Origin of the sequence: Youhaiella tibetensis (assembly GCF_008000755.1) — a bacterium.
GTDB lineage: Bacteria > Pseudomonadota > Alphaproteobacteria > Rhizobiales > Devosiaceae > Paradevosia > Paradevosia tibetensis.
Map to the genome: position 1 here is coordinate 3,320,649 of NZ_CP041690.1, position 15,749 is coordinate 3,336,397.

A 15,749-nucleotide genomic window follows, 5' to 3' on the forward strand; every position below is an offset into this window, starting at 1 on the left:
ATCGTCTGGGGGGCGGCCCAAGATATGAGATTGACCACTTGGAAAGGCTGGCACTTATCCGCCAGCATACTGGCGCCGGTAGTGTTGTCGCTGCTGCTCGTCATGGCGGGGGTGCTCGGCTTCGTGCTGTGGTCCACCGCCAACAGCGACCAGCGCGCCCTCGAGCGCGAGACGGTCATGGTCAACAAGGTGCTTTCCGAGCAGCTCGAACTGTTGCCCCACGACCAGGAAAGCGTCGCGGCGCGCGATACCACCATCATCAACACCAAGCTCAAGTACAACCAGTCCTGGGTCGATGCCAATCTTGGCCTGTGGATGCACGAATATTTCGGCCACGACCGCGCGTTCCTGCTCAATGCCAAGGACCAGCCGGTCTACGCGATGAGCGCAGGTACCACCTCGATGACCGAGGTCTACGACCGCGATCGAGAAGCCTACGAGCCGCTGGTAGCCCGCATGCGCGAACTGATTGCATATGGGGGGCTCAAAGCCTTCGAGACGGGCGCCGCCCGTCGCGTTCCCCACGTCTCGGACTTCGCCATGGTCTCGGGTTTCCCCGCCATCATCAGCGTCATGCCCTTGATGTCCGATAGCGGGGCCATCCAGCAGGAACCGGGATCGCACTTCCTCCACGTGAGCGTGCGCTTCCTCAACGCCAGCTTCGCCCACGATATCGAGAACCGCTATCCGCTCAGCCAGGCAGGGTTCTCGCGCGCCACCGACCCAAAGGACGACCGGGCGCTGTTCCCCATTCTCAACAATTCGGGCCGCCTGATCGCCTTCTTCCAGTGGCAGCCCGACCGTCCCGGCCACCGTACGCTGCTCGAGACACTGCCGGTGCTCGGCATCGCTTTCCTCGTGGGCGGCGTGGTGATCATCATGCTGATCGCCAAGCTCTGGAACTCCACCCAGGCCATCGAGGACGGCCGTCGCGCCGCCCAGCACCTGGCCCATCACGACACGCTGACCGGCCTGCCCAACCGCAGCCTCTTCGAGGAGACGCTGAGCAAGGCCATCGGCGCCATGGGTCGCGCCCGGCCGGTAACGCTCTTCATTCTCGATCTCGACCGCTTCAAGCAGGTCAACGACACCCGCGGGCATCATGCCGGCGACCAGCTGATCCAGCTCGTGGCCGAACGCCTTATCGAGCTCACGCACGGGCTCGAGTTCATCGCCCGCATCGGCGGCGACGAATTCGCCGTCATCTGCCACAGCAGCGCCGGGGAAGCCGACGCCCAGCGGCGGGCCGAGCGCGTCATCGAAGCCATGGCCAAGCCATTCCCCATCGAGGGTGGCGAGGTCTTCGTAGGCGTCTCTATCGGCATCATCTGCAACACCGACCCCGCCGCTTCGCGCCACGACCTGGTGCGCAAGGCCGACATCGCGCTTTATGAAGCCAAGGCCGCCGGGCGCAACCGGGCCGTGGTCTTCCACGAGCATATGAACGAACTGCTTCAGCTACGCCATACCGTCGAAGCCGAACTGCGCGAGGCCCTGCGGCGTGACGACCAGCTCTCGGTGGCCTTCCAGCCGCTGTTCGATGCCAATGGCAAGGTGATCGGGGCCGAGGCCCTCGCCCGCTGGACGCACCCCAAATACGGCCCGATCTCGCCGGGCCAGTTCATCCCGGTGGCCGAAAGCTCCGGCCTCATCGAGGATCTGGGCGATGCGGTGCTGCGCCGCTCGATGGAGATGGGCGGGCGCTGGCCCGAGCGCACCATCGCCGTCAACATTTCGCCCGCGCAGTTGCGCAATCCGAAGTTCCAGTCGCGCATCTTCGAGCTCCTGGCGCTGACCGGCATGCGCCCCTGCGACCTCGAGCTCGAAATCACCGAAGGCATCCTGCTCCAGGACGAAACGGTGACCACCGAAACCCTGCGCACCTTCCGCGCGGCCGGCATCAAGATCGCGCTCGACGACTTCGGCACCGGCTACTCCTCGCTCAACTACCTCAAGCGCTATGCCGTTGACCGCATCAAGATCGACCGGTCGTTCATCAGCCAACTGGGCGAAGACCAGACCTCCTCGGCCATCGTCCAGGCCATGGTGACCCTGGCCCATGCCATGGGGATCGAGGTGACGGCGGAGGGCGTCGAGACCGAGACGCAGCTCGGCGTGCTCCGCGACATGGGCTGCAACACCATCCAGGGCTACCTGCTCTCGGCTCCCGTGAGCCCAGAAAAAGCGGCGGAACTCTTTGCCGAAGGCCACGCCAGGACGAGGACACGGCGGCGCCGGGTGGCCTGATCAGGCCACCTCCGCCAGGAGGATACCAAGGCGTTCCTCGGCCCGCCCGCGGGAGGCCGACCAGAGCATCTGCAGTTTGCCGCTGTCAAAGAGCTGGAACAGCGCCGGGGCGATGTAGCTTTTGCGGCTGATGGCGGGCGTGTTGCGCAACACTTCCGCCACCTGGCGGGCGACCCCGGCGATCTGCCGCTTTCGTGCCGATTCCGAAGCCCCGGGCTCCATGCTCGCCAAGACCTCGGCGGCGAGCGCGCTGGCACGCAGCGTACGGAAATCCTTGGCCGAAATGTCGGCACCCGTGATCTGGCGCAGATACGTGTTGATGGTCCTGGTGCGCAACGGCACGATGCCGTCCGCGTCCCGATAGACGAGAAGGCGTTTCCCCGGCAGAGCCTTGATCCGCGCAATGGCGTCGGCCAGCGCCCGGTCCTTGAGCGCATAGGCCGTGCGCTTGCCACCCTTGGCGACGAAGGCAAGCTCCACCCTGTCGCCGTCAACCACGACATCGCGCGAAAACAGCGTTGCCGCGCCGCGCGTGCCGTTGGCACGCAAATATTGCTCGCTGCCCACCCGCATCGCCGTTCTATCGATAAGGGCGACGGCAATGGCCTGGGCCAATTCCGCCGACCCGGCCGGCGCGCCGAGGTCCTTGCGAACGCGGCGACGGATACGCGGCAGCGCCGCCGAGAGGGCCGCCAGCCGCCGCTGTTTGCGCGCCGACCGGCGCACCTCCCAATCGGGATGATATATGTACTGCGCCCGCCCGGCCTCATCGATCCCCACGCACTGGATGTGGTCGTTGGCACGGGGCGCCACATGCACGTCCCGCCAGGCAGGCGGAATCGCCAGGTCGGCCATGCGCTGCTTAAATGGGGCATCGCACACCAGCTTGCCGGTAGCGTCGAGGAAGCAGAAACCGCGCCCGCGCCGTTTCCTGACGATGGTCAGGTCGTCGCGGGTGACCTTGCGAAGCCTCGCGCTCATTGCGCGGTCGGCGGCGCGCTGAGGGCGAATACGAGATAGAGAATGCCAAAGAGCAGCACGATGCCGATCAGCGAAAACACCAGGACCCGCATGTTCATGAGCCGTCGGTTGCCCTGGCGGACTTCGGTTGTGGACTTGTGCGGATCATAGGTTGGCATGGTGGCGCCTTTCTTTTGTTTCGAAATCACCAACGCCAGCAATCGCCCGCGGTTCCCCTCCCCCTTGACCGGGGCTACCCGAACGGCAAAGTGTTTTTTTTGACTAGCGAAGGCCGGTAGCGTCATGACCTCAAAGCAAACCCTCACGCGCATGATCAGGGCGGGGGCAGGCAAGGAACCCGCCGATCTGGTCATAAAGGACGTGCGGATGCTCGACGTGATCACGGGGGCGATCACCGAGACCGACATCGCCATCGTCGCCGACCGCATCGTGGGCACGCACGCCGCCTATCAGGGCAAGGTCGAGATCGACGGGCGTCGCCGCTTCGCCGTGCCCGGCTTCATCGACACGCACCTGCATATCGAATCCTCACTCGTGACCCCGTTCGAGTTTGACCGCTGCGTGCTGCCGCACGGAGTGACCACCATCATCTGCGACCCGCACGAGATCGCCAACGTGCTTGGCGCCCAGGGCCTGCGCTATTTCCTCGACTGTGCCGAGCAGACGGTGATGGATATGCGGGTCAACCTTTCCTCCTGCGTTCCGGCAACGGCCTTCGAGACCTCGGGCGCCGAGCTGCTCATCGCCGACCTCCTGCCGTTCCGCGATCATCCCAAGGTCATCGGGCTCGCCGAGTTCATGAACTTTCCGGGCGTCGTGGCGACCGACCCGGATGTCATCGACAAACTGCACGCTTTCCAGGACGGTCATATCGACGGCCATTCCCCGCTGCTCTCGGGGCTCGACCTCAACGGCTATCTCGCTGCCCGCATCCGCACCGACCATGAAGCCACAAGCGCCCGCGAGGCCCGCGAAAAGCTCTCCAAGGGCATGGCGATCCTCATCCGCGAAGGATCGGTCTCCAAGGACCTGGAGGCCCTGGCCGAAATCCTCGACGAGAACACTTCCAGCTTCGTGGCCCTGTGCACCGACGACCGCAACCCGCTCGATATCGCTGAGGAAGGACACCTCGATTCCTCGATCCGCAGGCTGATCGCCAGGGGCCGCCCGCTGCATCACGTCTATCGCGCCGCCAGCCACTCGGCGGCCACCATTTTCGGGCTGCGCGACCGAGGCCTGCTGGGACCGGGCTGGCGCGCCGACATCGCCCTGCTCGATAGCCTTGAAGAGTGCCGGGTGAGCGATGTCGTCACCGGCGGCCGACTGGTCGTGCCCGAGCTTTTTGCCGAGCGTCGCCCGGTGGAACCGGTCGGGCTCGATTCCATGAAGGCCCGGCCCGTGACCGCCCAGACCTTCCACTCTCCGGCCCGACCGGGGCGCAACGAAACCCCGGTCATCGGGGTCAAGCCCGGCCTGATCCTCACCTTCCGCGACAGCGCCGCGCTGGCGCAGGACGACACGGGCCTGCAGCCCGACACCGCCCAGGACGTGATCAAGGTCGCGGTAGTCGAGCGGCACGGCAAGAACGGCAATGTCGGGCACGGCTTCGTCAAGGGCTTCGGCATCAAGTCGGGCGCCATCGCTTCCTCGGTCGGCCATGATAGCCACAACGTCACCGTGGTGGGCGTCAACGATGACGACATGGCCCTGGCGGTCAACCGTATCCGCGAGCTGCGCGGTGGATTCGTGGTGGCCCAGGAGGGCCGGATCACGGCGGAACTGGCGCTGCCGATCGCGGGGCTGATGAGCCTTGAACCCTTCGAGGCGGTCGCGCGCCAGCTCGAGCATATGCGTGGGGCCGCCCAGGCCTTGGGCTGTGTCCTGCCCGAACCCTTCCTGCAGGTTGCGTTCCTCGCCCTGCCCGTCATCCCGCACCTCAAGATGACCGATCGCGGCCTCTTCGACGTCGACGCCTTCGACTTCGTGAGCTAGGGGTCGCGCGCGCCCCGGCCGATCAGGCCCGCGCTGCGTCGCGGGCCTTCACCTGCAGGCGGCGCTTGTGGAGGATCGGTTCGGTATAGCCGGAGGGCTGCTCGGCGCCGTGGAGCGCCAGGTCGAGCGCGGCCAGGAAAGCGATCGACTGGAAGTTGCCTGCCATCGGCCGATAGATCGGATCGCCTGCGTTCTGCTCGTCAACGACCGCGGCCATGCGCTCGAAGGTCGAAACCACTTCGTCCTTGCTGACCACGCCATGGCGCAGCCAGTTGGCGATGGCCTGGCTCGAAATGCGACAGGTGGCGCGATCCTCCATGAGCCCGACATTGTTGATGTCGGGAACCTTGGACACGCCCACGCCCTGCTGCACCCAGCGCACGACGTAACCCAGGATGCCCTGGCTGTTGTTCTCCAGCTCACGCTCGATTTCCTCGCGCGAGAGCGTGGAGGGGTCGAGGACCGGCATGGAGAACAGCACGTCGAGACCCGGCGTCGCCTCGTTATGGCGCCGCTTCTGGGCTTCGAAGACGTTGACCTCGTGATAGTGCAGCGCGTGGAGCGTGGCGGCGGTGGGCGAAGGCACCCAGGCGGTGTTGGCGCCCGAACGCGGGTGGCCGATCTTCGCTTTGAGCATCTCGGCCATGGCGTCGGGCTTGGCCCACATGCCCTTGCCGATCTGGGCCTTGCCCGAAAAACCGCAGGCGAGCCCAATGAGGACATTGCGATCCTCGTAGGCGGCGATCCACTTCTCGGCCTTGATGTCGTCCTTGCGCAGAACTGGACCTGCTTCCATCGAGGTATGGATTTCGTCGCCCGTGCGGTCGAGAAACCCGGTGTTGATGAAGAAGACGCGATGCCGCGCGGCGTGAATGCAGGCCTTGAGGTTGGCGCTGGTACGGCGCTCCTCGTCCATGATGCCGATCTTGATGGTGTTGTCCGCGAGCCCGAGCAGCTTTTCGACGCCCCCGAAGATGTCGCAGGAGAACTGGACTTCGTCGGGCCCGTGCATCTTGGGCTTGACGATATAGATGGCGCCGGTGGCCGAATTGGTCTTGTCGTGGAGGGCGCAGAGCGTGGTGACCACGGCATCCATCAGCCCCTCGCCGATCTCCTGCCCGTCCTGGTCGAGGATGGCCTTGGTCGTCATCAGGTGCCCGACATTGCGCACCAGCAGCAGCGAGCGCCCCTTGAGGGTCAGTGTCGCCCCGTTGAGGGCGGTATAGGCCCGGTCGGCATTGAGACGGCGCGTGATGGTCTTGCCGCCCTTCTCGAAGGTCTCCTCGAGCGTGCCATTCATCAGGCCCAGCCAGTTGCGGTAGACCGCGACCTTGTCGGCGGCATCGACCGCGGCCACCGAATCCTCGCAATCCTGGATGGTGGTCACCGCGCTCTCGACCACGATGTCGGCGACGCCGGCCTTGTGCGTCTTGCCGATGGGATTGGCCCGGTCGACATTGATTTCGACATGGAGGCCATTGTGCTTCAAGAGGAGCACCAGCTCCTCCCCGACCTGCCGGTAGCCCACGAATTGGGAAGGATCGGCCAATTGCTTGCTGCCGCCGTCGATGACGAGCCCGCACATCCCATTGGCGTAGTCGAGCGCGTAGCTCGTCACATCCCCGTGGCTTCCCGAAGCGAGCGGGAAGGCTTCGTCGAGGAACTCGGCTGCCCGCGCGAACACCGCCGCCCCGCGCTCCGGATTGTAGCCCTTGTCGGGCGCCAACGCCCCCTCCTGGGAAATGGCATCGGTACCGTAGAGCGCATCGAAAAGGCTGCCCCAACGGGCATTGGCGGCATTGAGTGCGTAGCGGGCGTTGGAAACCGGCACCACGAGCTGAGGGCCGCAGATCTGGGAAATCTCCGGATCGAGCCCCGTGGTCTCGATCGAGAAATCCTCCGGCTCGCGCACGACATAGCCGATCTCGCGCAGGAAGGCCTGATAGGCGGCCGGATTGTTGGCGACCGGCCCATGCACGCGATGCCAGTCATCGATCTGGGTCTGCAGGTTATCCCGAATGGCGAGGAACGCGCGGTTGCGGGGGGCGAAATGCGCCACATAGAGCGCCAGCCCGAGCCAGAAGCGGGTGGGATCGACCTTGGTTCCCGGCAACGCCTCCTTTTCGATGAAGTCCACCAGAAGGGAGTCGACCTTCAGCCCCGACTTCTCGACATATCCGGCCAATTCCTGCTCCCCGTCAGTTGAGTTTGGACTTCAGCGCCTCGCCCGCGACATACACTTCGCGCACGGAACGGTCATCCCCCATCGTCTGCAACAGGAAGAGCTCCTCGGCAACCCCGGAAATCGTCTGCATGCGCAGCGCCATGTGCGCAATGGCCTTGCTATCGAGAACGACGAGGTCAGCATCACGCCCGGGAGCGATGGAGCCGATGCGGTCTTCGAGCCCCAGCGCGCGGGCGTTCCCCAACGTCGCCAGGTAGAAGGAATTGAGCGGGGAGAGCTGCTGCTTGCGCAACTGCACGACCTTGAAGGCCTCATCGAGCGTGCGCAGCATCGAAGTGGACGTGCCCCCGCCGATATCGGTGGCGATGCCGATGCGCACGCCGGTCTTGTGCAGGCGCTGGTAGTCAAACAGGCCACTGCCGAGGAAAAGGTTGGACGTGGGGCAGAAGACGGCGACCGAGCCGGTCTCTGCCATGCACTGCGCCTCGCGATGATTGAGGTGGATGGAATGACCGAGCAGGGTCTTGCGCCCCAACAGGCCATAGTCCTCGTAAATGCCCAGATAGTCCTTGGAATCCGGATAGAGTTCCATGGAATAGGCGATCTCGGCGTCGTTCTCGGAGAGGTGCGTCTGGACATAGCACTCCGGGTGCTCGGCCACGAGCGCGCGCGAGGCCTCGAGCTGGGCCGGCGTCGAGGTGATGGCGAAGCGGGGCGAAATGGCATAATGCGCCCTGCCCTTGCCATGCCAGCGCGCGATGAGAGCCCGGGTGTCGTCATAGCCGGACTGCGCCGTGTCGAGGAGCGCCTCGGGCGCGTTGCGATCCATCATGACCTTGCCGCCGATCATGAGCATGTTGCGGCGTGCCGCCTCGCTGAAGAAGGCATCCACCGATTGCGGATGCACCGAGCAATAGGCCGCAGCCGTCGTGGTGCCGTTGCGGATCAGTTCGTCGAAGAACGAGGCGGCAATGACCTCCGCGTGACCCTGCCGGCCGAACTTCTGCTCTTCCACGAACGTATAGGTGTGCAGCCAGTCCAGCAGCGCCGGGGCATAGGACCCGATCACCTGCATCTGCACATAGTGGAGGTGCAGGTCGATGAAGCCGGGAAGGATGAGGTTGGGCCGGTGGTCGATAACCTCGCAACCAGCCGCCTCGGCCGGCGAGTAGGTGCCGACCGCCACGACCTTGCCCGCCTCGATGGTGACGGCACCATCCTCAAGGTAGCGGTAGCTGGCCGTATCGTCGATGCCCTGCGGCTCATCGACGAAGGTGAAGACCCTCCCGCGAAGGATCGTGCGGCTCATTTGCCGGAGCCTTCCCGATACCACGCCAGCAGCAGCTCGCGCTCTTCGGGCGTGATTTCGGTGACGTTCCCCGGCGGCATGGCGTGGGAGAACCCGGCCTGCAGGGCAATTTCGGTGGCGTGGTTGGCAATGGCCGCGTCGCTATCGAGATGCACGTTCTTGGGCGCCTCGTAGACCCCCTCATAGAACGGCTCGGCCGTATGGCACATCGAGCAGCGCCCCATCACGACATCCTTGGCGGCCGCGAAATGGGTGGCGGCGAGAAACGGCTCGGCCGCGCGCGAGGCGACGGCCTCCTGCGCATCGCCCAGCTTGGGCGCCGAGGACAGCCAGGCGATGATGATGAAGATCACCACGGCCACCGGCCAGGTCCAGGTCGGGTTGCCCTTGCGACCATGGCGCGTATTGAAGAAATGGCGGATGACCACGCCTTCAAGGAAGATGAGCGAGGCAATGATCCAGTTCCACTGCGTGGCGAAGGCCAGCGGGTAGTGGCTGGAAAGCATGAAGAAGATGACGGGCAGCGTCAGGTAGTTGTTGTGCAGCGAGCGCTGCTTGGCGACCTTGCCGTACTTCGCGTCGGGCACCTTGCCGGCCTTTAGGTCGGCGACCACGATCTTCTGGTTGGGAATGATGATCATGGCGACATTGGCGGCCATGATGGTGGCGGTGAAGGCGCCCATGTGCAGCATGGCGGCGCGGCCGGTGAAGACCTGCGTGTAGGCCCAGGCCATGGCCGTGAGAATGGCGAAGAGCACCAGCATGAGGCCCGTGGTGGACTTGCCGATGGGCGACTTGCAGAGGAAATCGTAGGCGACCCAGCCGAAGCCGATCGAGCCGATGGAAATGAGGATGCCGACCCAGTTGGGCACGTCGAGCACGTGCCGGTCGATGAGGTAGAGGTCGGCGCCGACATAATAGATGACCGCGAGCATCATCGCCCCGGTGATCCAGGTGAAATAGCTCTCCCACTTGAACCAGGTGAGATGCTCGGGGAGGAAGTCGGGCGCCACCAGATACTTCTGGATGTGGTAGAATCCGCCCCCGTGCACCTGCCATTCCTCGCCATGGGCGAGCGGGGGCAGGCTCGGGGTCTTCCTGAGACCCAGGTCCAGCGCGATGAAGTAGAAGGACGAGCCGATCCAGGCGATCGCGGTGATGACGTGCGCCCAGCGCACCGCGAAGCTCAGCCATTCCCAAAAGATGATGTAGTCGGGCATCGGTCAGGTCCTAGAGGGTGGTCGGCGAGAGAGGCGGAGTCGCGCAGCCGCGTCTCAGGAGTATCCCCACCACACTTCCTCGGCTTTCAGGCCGGGACCCACGGATGCATCCGCTCGACTGGAGCGGTGCAACAGGCCCCGCGTCTCGCACGGGGAAGGTCAGTGGCGTAGTGAGGCAAGGGGCGGCAGTCCTCTGCCGCTCCCTGCCATTTGCATGTTAGGCCTCGACGCCTTCGACGTACCAGTCGACGGCCCAGAACTCACCGTCGTCGATCACGTCGCCGGCAGCAACGCGTTCGGCACCGGTATTGTCCTTGAGCGGACCGGCGAACGGATGGATCGAGCCGTCGATGATGCCGGCCTTGACGGCCTCGGCCTTGGCGACGACATCGGCCGGGATCTTCTTGTTGAAGGGCCCGATCTCGACTTCGCCCGAAGCCAGGCCATCCCACACCGAGCTTTCGACCCAGGTGCCATCGAGGACGGACTGCACGGACTTGATGTAGTGCGGACCCCAGTTGTCGATGATGGCCGACAGGTGCGCATTCGGCGCGAAGGCGCTCATGTCGGCGCCCTGGCCGAACCCGCCAACGATGCCGCGTTCTTCGGCGACCTGCAGGGCCGCCGGGCCGTCGGTGTGCTGGGTGATGACATCCACGCCCTGGTCGATGAGGGCACGGGCGGCGTCAGCTTCCTTGGCCGGATCGAACCAGGAATCCACATAGACGACCTTGAGCTTGAACTCGGGGTTCACCTTGCGAGCGGCAATGGCGAAGGCGTTGATGCCCATGCGCACTTCCGGGATCGGGAACGAGCCGATATAGGCGCCGATGTTGGTCTTGGTCATCAGGCCTGCGATGGTGCCGATGACGGCGCGGCCCTCGTGGAAGCGCGCATTATAGGTCGAGACATTGGCGGCGGTGGCGTTGCCGGTGGCCCACTCGAACTTGACGTCCGGGAACTGCTTCGCGACCTTGTGGACATAGTCCCCGTAGCCGAACGAAGTGGCGTAGATCAGCTTGTGGCCCTGCTGGGCCAGCTCGCGGAACACGCGCTCGCTATCGGGGCCTTCGGCGACGTTGGTGACGACGGTCGTGTCGACCTTGTCCGCCCCGATCGCTTCCAGCATCTTCTTGCGGCCCTGTTCGTGGCCGAAGTTCCAGCCGTTGTCGTCGGGCGAACCGATGAGCACGAACGCGACCTTGAGCTTTTCCTGCGCGAAGGCGCGCGGAATGCCGATGAGCGGCAGGGCCGCGGCCGCGGCGCCGGCCTTGAGCATGTTGCGGCGGGTAATGATGGTCATTAGGGGCTCTCTCCTGTCAGCATCTGGCGCCCTCCCTTGGGGCCCCAGTGGATTAGTTGGTTGGGATAAACGGCTTGCCGAGGCAGGCCGGAGCACTTGAGCTGCCGTTTCGCCGCAGCGAAATGAGGACCAGCACAAGAATGGTGGCGAGGTAGGGCATGGACGCCCACACCTCGGATGGAATGATCTTGAAATTGCCGCCTGCGGCCTTGGCATAGAGCTCGATGGTGGCAATCAGGCCGAAGAGATAGGCACCCAGCAGCAGCCGGTACGGACGCCAGGCGGCGAACACCACCAGCGCCAGCGCGATCCAGCCGCGTCCGGCGGTCAGGCGCTCGACCCATTGCGGGGTGAGGATGAGCGGGAAGCACGAGCCGGCAATGCCGGCCATGGCCCCGCCGAAGGCCACCGCGGCGTAGCGCACGCCGATGACCGAATAGCCGATGGAATGGGCCGACGTATCGCTTTCCCCCACGGCGCGCAGAATGAGGCCCGGGCGCGTACGGGTGAGGAACCAGGCGACCGCCGCCACCATGATCAGCGAGAAATAGACCAGCGGGCTATAGCCGAAGATCACCCGCCACACTGGATCGTTGGCAAGCCAGGACGGAAAGACGGAGCGGAAAGGCTCGAGCGGCTTGCCGGTGAACGGCTGGCCGAAAAGCGCCGAAAAGCCGGTGCCAAAAATGGTGAGCGCCAGCCCGGTCGCCACCTGGTTCGATGAGAGCGAGAGCGTGAGAAAGCCGAAGATCATGGAAACGGCGGCGCCGGCAAAAGCCGAGGCCAGCACGCCCAGCCAGGGATTGCCGCTGGTATAGGTGACCGCGAACGCCACCACGGCACCCGTGAGCATCATGCCCTCGACGCCCAGGTTGAGCACGCCGCTCTTTTCGACGACGAGTTCGCCCAGCGCCGCGAGCAGCAGCGGCGTTGCCGCGCCGACGACGGTGATGATGATGGCGATGATGAGATCGGTGCTCATGCCGCGCTCTCCGCCGTTTGCGGCACGACCCGCTTGACGCGGTACCGCACGAAAATGTCGCTGGCGAGGATGAAGAACAGCATCAGCGCCTGGAAGATGCCTACCGCCGCATTGGGAAGCCCGATCGTGGTCTGCGCGACCTCCCCGCCGACGAAGGAGATGGAGATGACCAGCCCCGAAAGGATGATGCCGAGCGGATGCAGGCGGCCAAGGAACGCCACGATGATGGCGGTAAACCCGTAATTGGTGGGGAACTGCGGCACCATGCGCCCGAAGGGGCCTGCGACTTCGAGCACCCCGGCGAGACCGGCAAGTCCGCCGCTGATCAGCATCACGGCCCAGATGGTCTTGTTGGCGACGAACCCACCATAGCGCGCCGCATGGGGCGCGGCACCGACCGTGCGCACTTCATAGCCGAAGACCGAACGCGACATCACGAACCAGGCGACCAGCGCCACCAGGATGGCGATGGGTGTCCCCAGCTGCACGATGGTGCCGGGGATGATGTAGGGCAAGGTCTGGTAGTCGGTGAAGAGCTTGGTCTGGAGCTGGCCCATGCCCATCGGGTTCTTCCACGGCCCCGCCACGAGGTAGTTGAGAAGCTGGATGGAGACATAGGTCAGCATCAGCGTGGTGAGGATCTCGTTGACCTTGAGCCGGGTGCGCAGGTAGGCGGGCACCACGATCCAGGCCATGCCGCCCAGGATGCCGGCCAGGATCATCAGCGGAAGGATCCACGGGCCGCTCATGTCGTAGGTGGCCAGGGCGACGCCGGTTCCTGCCAGCCCGCCGACCACGTACTGGCCCTCCGCCCCGATGTTCCACACATTGGCGCGATAGCCGATAGCCAGCCCGACCGCGATGATGATGAGCGGGGCCGACTTAACGGCCAGGTCCTGCCACTTGTAGGGATTGGTGAGCGGGGTGAGGAAAATCTCGCGCACCGCCCCCAGCCCGTCATAGCCGAGCACCGAGAAGACGATCGCCCCGACGATCATCGTCAGGATCACCGCCGCCACCGGCGTGGCATAGAGCATGAACCGGCTCGGTTGGAGCCGCTTTTCAAGCCTGAACTGCAATGTCGCCCCCCGGCGCGATATGCACCTGCTCAGCCGTGCCATGGACACCGCCCATGAGCAGGCCGATTTCTTCCACCGACGCCTCGCCAACCTTGAGCGGATGGGAAAGGCGCCCCTCATTGATGACGGCCAGCGTGTCGCACAGCGTCAGCAGTTCGTCGAGATCCTGCGAGATGACCACGATGGCCGATCCCGTCGTCGCCAGGTCCACGATCGCCTGATGGATGGCCGCGGCGGCGCCGGCATCGACCCCCCAGGTCGGCTGGCTGACCACGAACACCGAAGGCTTCTGCATGATCTCGCGGCCCATGATGTATTTCTGCAGGTTGCCGCCCGAAAGCGACCCTGCCGTAGCCCCCGGCCCCAGCGCCTTGACCGCGAACGAGACAATCACGTCGTCCGTATAGGTCTTGGCGGCGCCGGCCCGGATGAGACCAGCGGTGACCATCCCCAGCCTGTCGCGGGCGGTGAGCACCGAATTATCCGAGAGCGAGAAATCGCCAACCGCCGCATGCCCGTTGCGCTCTTCGGGCACGGCGCAGAGGCCCTGCTTGCGCCGCGCATTGGGGTTGAGAGCACCGATCGGAGCACCGTCAATGGTAATGGCGCTCGGGTCGGCGGCGATCAGCTCGCCGCTAAGCGAATCGAGCAGCAGGTTCTGCCCGTTGCCGGCGACGCCCGCGATGCCGAAGATTTCCCCGGCACGGACCGAGAAGGTGACATTGTCCAGCGCCATGCCGAACTGCCCTTCCGGCGCCATCGAGAGACGATTGACGACCAGCTTCTCCTTGCCGAACTCGCGCCCTTTGGGCTTGACGATGTCCTTGAGCCCGGCCCCGATCATCTTCTCAGCCATCGAGCGCGAGGTCTCGACCTTGGGGTCGATCGTATCGACCACCTTGCCGCCGCGCAGGATCGTGGCTGTATCGCACAGGGCTTTGATCTCGTGGAGCTTGTGGGAGATGTAGAGGATCGAGCACCCCTCCGAGGCCAGCTTCCGCAGCACGAGGAAGAGGGCCTCGACTTCCTGGGGCGTCAGCACCGAAGTCGGCTCGTCCATGATAAGCAGGCTCGGGTTGAGCAGGAGCGCGCGCACGATCTCGATGCGCTGGCGTTCGCCCACCGAAAGCGTGGAGACGATGCGGTGCGGATCGAGGTTCAGGTCATAGTTCGCCATCACCTCGCGCACCCTGGTTTCGAGGGTGCGGGCGGGAATCTTGGCATCCATGCCCAGCGCGATGTTCTCGAGCACCGTCATCGCCTCGAAAAGCGAGAAGTGCTGGAACACCATGCCGATGCCGAGCTTGCGGGCGAATTTCGGGTTGGGGATGACCGTGGCCACCCCATTCCAGCGGATTTCGCCGGCATTGGGCTGCATGATCCCGTAGATCATCTTGACGAGCGTCGACTTGCCGGCGCCGTTCTCGCCCAGAAGTGCGTGGATTTCGCCCGGCCTGACGCCAAAGCTCACATGGTCGTTGGCCAGAACGCCGGGGAATTGCTTGGTGATTCCGACGAGTTCCAGGCGCAGCGGCGCTCTAACGTCCAAAGGCGGCTCCCAACTTCGCTTCGGCCCGCCGCGCATGCAGAATTGCTTCCCGACTGCCAATGTGTACCAAAATCTCAGCCACCGCCAGCGCCGCAATAACCTCGGGGCGTTTGTCCCCAAGACCTTGCCGGCCAATGGGCAAAATCAAATGTTGAAAGGCTTTTTCGCTGCCGCCCTCGGCGCTGTACCAGGTGTGGAACCGCGCGCGCTTGGTTCGCGAGCCCACCATGCCGACATAGGGCGCGTCCTCGCGCTTGAGGGCTTCGGCCGCGATGAGGAAATCGAGGGCATGATCGTGGGTGAGGATGACATAGCTCGATCCCTCCGGCGCGCTGCGCACGACAGATTCGGGGAGCGCCGTCGCGATGGCGGCGACGTTATCGGGCAGGCCCATGAGTTCGTCGGGGCGGGTGTCGACCACGTGCGCGCGCACCGGCAGCAGCGCAAGCGCCCGAGCCAGCGACTGGCCGACATTGCCGGCACCGAAGACGTAGACGTGGGGCCGGGAGGCGTCTTCCGCTTCGACACGGGCGGCAATCTCCCGGGCCTTGGCCGGGGTGATGTTGAAAAGGCCGACCTCGACCCGCCCCCCGCAGCACTGGCCGATCTCGGGCCCGAGCGGGATATCGAGGGTATCGGGCGCCAGACCCTCGCGCATGACCTTCCGCGCGTGGTCGATCACGAGATATTCGAGCGCGCCCCCGCCGATAGTGCCGAGAATGGCAGTGGGCGAGATAAGCATGAAGGCGCCGGCCTCGCGCGGCGAGGAGCCGCGCACAACGAGAAGTTCGGCGCAAATGGCCACCGGTTCGCGCGAAAGGAAAGCGGCGATGTCCGGGGCGCGCAGAGTCATGGGTGGGCCGTGCTGGCGAGATGGCGGGTGGGGCACACCCACCCTTGTT

The 15,749-nt window shown here is 64.9% G+C and carries 12 protein-coding genes; 2 read left to right on the forward strand and 10 right to left on the reverse strand.

Translation table 11 applies throughout. The features are described from left to right. Positions 1-30: 30 nt before the first annotated feature. Positions 31-2,247: a bifunctional diguanylate cyclase/phosphodiesterase gene (locus tag FNA67_RS16280; protein ID WP_170267337.1), complete on the forward strand. Its 2,217-nt coding sequence runs from the start codon at positions 31-33 to the stop codon at positions 2,245-2,247. Here the strand turns inward: FNA67_RS16280 and FNA67_RS16285 are convergent, their stop codons facing one another. Then, positions 2,248-3,228, reverse strand: coding sequence for a DNA topoisomerase IB (locus FNA67_RS16285; RefSeq protein ID WP_147656950.1), 981 nt, complete (start codon positions 3,226-3,228; stop codon positions 2,248-2,250). It abuts the gene before it with no gap. Beyond that, positions 3,225-3,512, reverse strand: coding sequence for a hypothetical protein (locus FNA67_RS16290; RefSeq protein ID WP_147656952.1), 288 nt, complete (start codon positions 3,510-3,512; stop codon positions 3,225-3,227). Before FNA67_RS16290 ends, FNA67_RS16285 begins: the two co-directional genes overlap by 4 nt. Here FNA67_RS16290 and ade point away from each other — a divergent pair. Continuing rightward, the gene (gene ade / locus FNA67_RS16295; RefSeq protein WP_147656954.1) at positions 3,511-5,220 is read left to right on the forward strand and encodes an adenine deaminase; all 1,710 of its coding nucleotides are present in this window, start codon (positions 3,511-3,513) and stop codon (positions 5,218-5,220) included. The genes FNA67_RS16290 and ade overlap by 2 nt on opposite strands. A gap of 22 nt (positions 5,221-5,242) precedes the next feature. Here ade and FNA67_RS16300 read toward each other — a convergent pair whose 3' ends face one another. The 8 genes from FNA67_RS16300 to xdhC form a co-directional block, all read right to left on the reverse strand. Next, positions 5,243-7,405, reverse strand: a complete 2,163-nt coding sequence (locus FNA67_RS16300; RefSeq protein WP_147656957.1) for a malate synthase G — start codon at positions 7,403-7,405, stop codon at positions 5,243-5,245. 13 nt (positions 7,406-7,418) lie between these two features. Further along, positions 7,419-8,714, reverse strand: a complete 1,296-nt coding sequence (guaD, locus tag FNA67_RS16305) for a guanine deaminase (RefSeq protein WP_147656959.1) — start codon at positions 8,712-8,714, stop codon at positions 7,419-7,421. Further along, positions 8,711-9,934: a urate hydroxylase PuuD gene (locus tag FNA67_RS16310; RefSeq protein ID WP_049706157.1), complete on the reverse strand. Its 1,224-nt coding sequence runs from the start codon at positions 9,932-9,934 to the stop codon at positions 8,711-8,713. The genes guaD and FNA67_RS16310 overlap by 4 nt, the downstream gene beginning before the upstream one ends. Before the next feature lie 217 nt (positions 9,935-10,151). Continuing rightward, entirely contained in the window at positions 10,152-11,237 is a 1,086-nt protein-coding gene (locus FNA67_RS16315; protein WP_210246392.1) for a BMP family ABC transporter substrate-binding protein, read from the reverse strand. Between the two features lie 52 nt (positions 11,238-11,289). Then, positions 11,290-12,219 (reverse strand): ABC transporter permease, encoded by a 930-nt coding sequence (locus FNA67_RS16320; RefSeq protein ID WP_049706158.1) that lies wholly within the window; start codon positions 12,217-12,219, stop codon positions 11,290-11,292. Then, positions 12,216-13,298: an ABC transporter permease gene (locus FNA67_RS16325; protein WP_244616370.1), complete on the reverse strand. Its 1,083-nt coding sequence runs from the start codon at positions 13,296-13,298 to the stop codon at positions 12,216-12,218. Before FNA67_RS16325 ends, FNA67_RS16320 begins: the two co-directional genes overlap by 4 nt. Next, positions 13,282-14,883 (reverse strand): ABC transporter ATP-binding protein, encoded by a 1,602-nt coding sequence (locus FNA67_RS16330; protein WP_147656963.1) that lies wholly within the window; start codon positions 14,881-14,883, stop codon positions 13,282-13,284. The genes FNA67_RS16325 and FNA67_RS16330 overlap by 17 nt, the downstream gene beginning before the upstream one ends. Then, positions 14,837-15,700 (reverse strand): xanthine dehydrogenase accessory protein XdhC, encoded by an 864-nt coding sequence (xdhC, locus tag FNA67_RS16335; RefSeq protein ID WP_147656965.1) that lies wholly within the window; start codon positions 15,698-15,700, stop codon positions 14,837-14,839. The genes FNA67_RS16330 and xdhC overlap by 47 nt, the downstream gene beginning before the upstream one ends. Between the last annotated feature and the right edge of the window lie 49 nt (positions 15,701-15,749).

Coding starts and splice junctions, on each gene's coding strand:
- FNA67_RS16285 (WP_147656950.1), bottom strand. CDS start 3,228: ATGAGCGCGAGGCTTCGCAAGGTCACCCGCGACGACCTGACCATCGTC.
- ade (WP_147656954.1), top strand. CDS start 3,511: ATGACCTCAAAGCAAACCCTCACGCGCATGATCAGGGCGGGGGCAGGC.
- FNA67_RS16290 (WP_147656952.1), bottom strand. CDS start 3,512: ATGACGCTACCGGCCTTCGCTAGTCAAAAAAAACACTTTGCCGTTCGG.
- guaD (WP_147656959.1), bottom strand. CDS start 8,714: ATGAGCCGCACGATCCTTCGCGGGAGGGTCTTCACCTTCGTCGATGAG.
- FNA67_RS16310 (WP_049706157.1), bottom strand. CDS start 9,934: ATGCCCGACTACATCATCTTTTGGGAATGGCTGAGCTTCGCGGTGCGC.
- FNA67_RS16315 (WP_210246392.1), bottom strand. CDS start 11,237: ATGACCATCATTACCCGCCGCAACATGCTCAAGGCCGGCGCCGCGGCC.
- FNA67_RS16320 (WP_049706158.1), bottom strand. CDS start 12,219: ATGAGCACCGATCTCATCATCGCCATCATCATCACCGTCGTCGGCGCG.
- FNA67_RS16330 (WP_147656963.1), bottom strand. CDS start 14,883: ATGCGCGGCGGGCCGAAGCGAAGTTGGGAGCCGCCTTTGGACGTTAGA.
- xdhC (WP_147656965.1), bottom strand. CDS start 15,700: ATGACTCTGCGCGCCCCGGACATCGCCGCTTTCCTTTCGCGCGAACCG.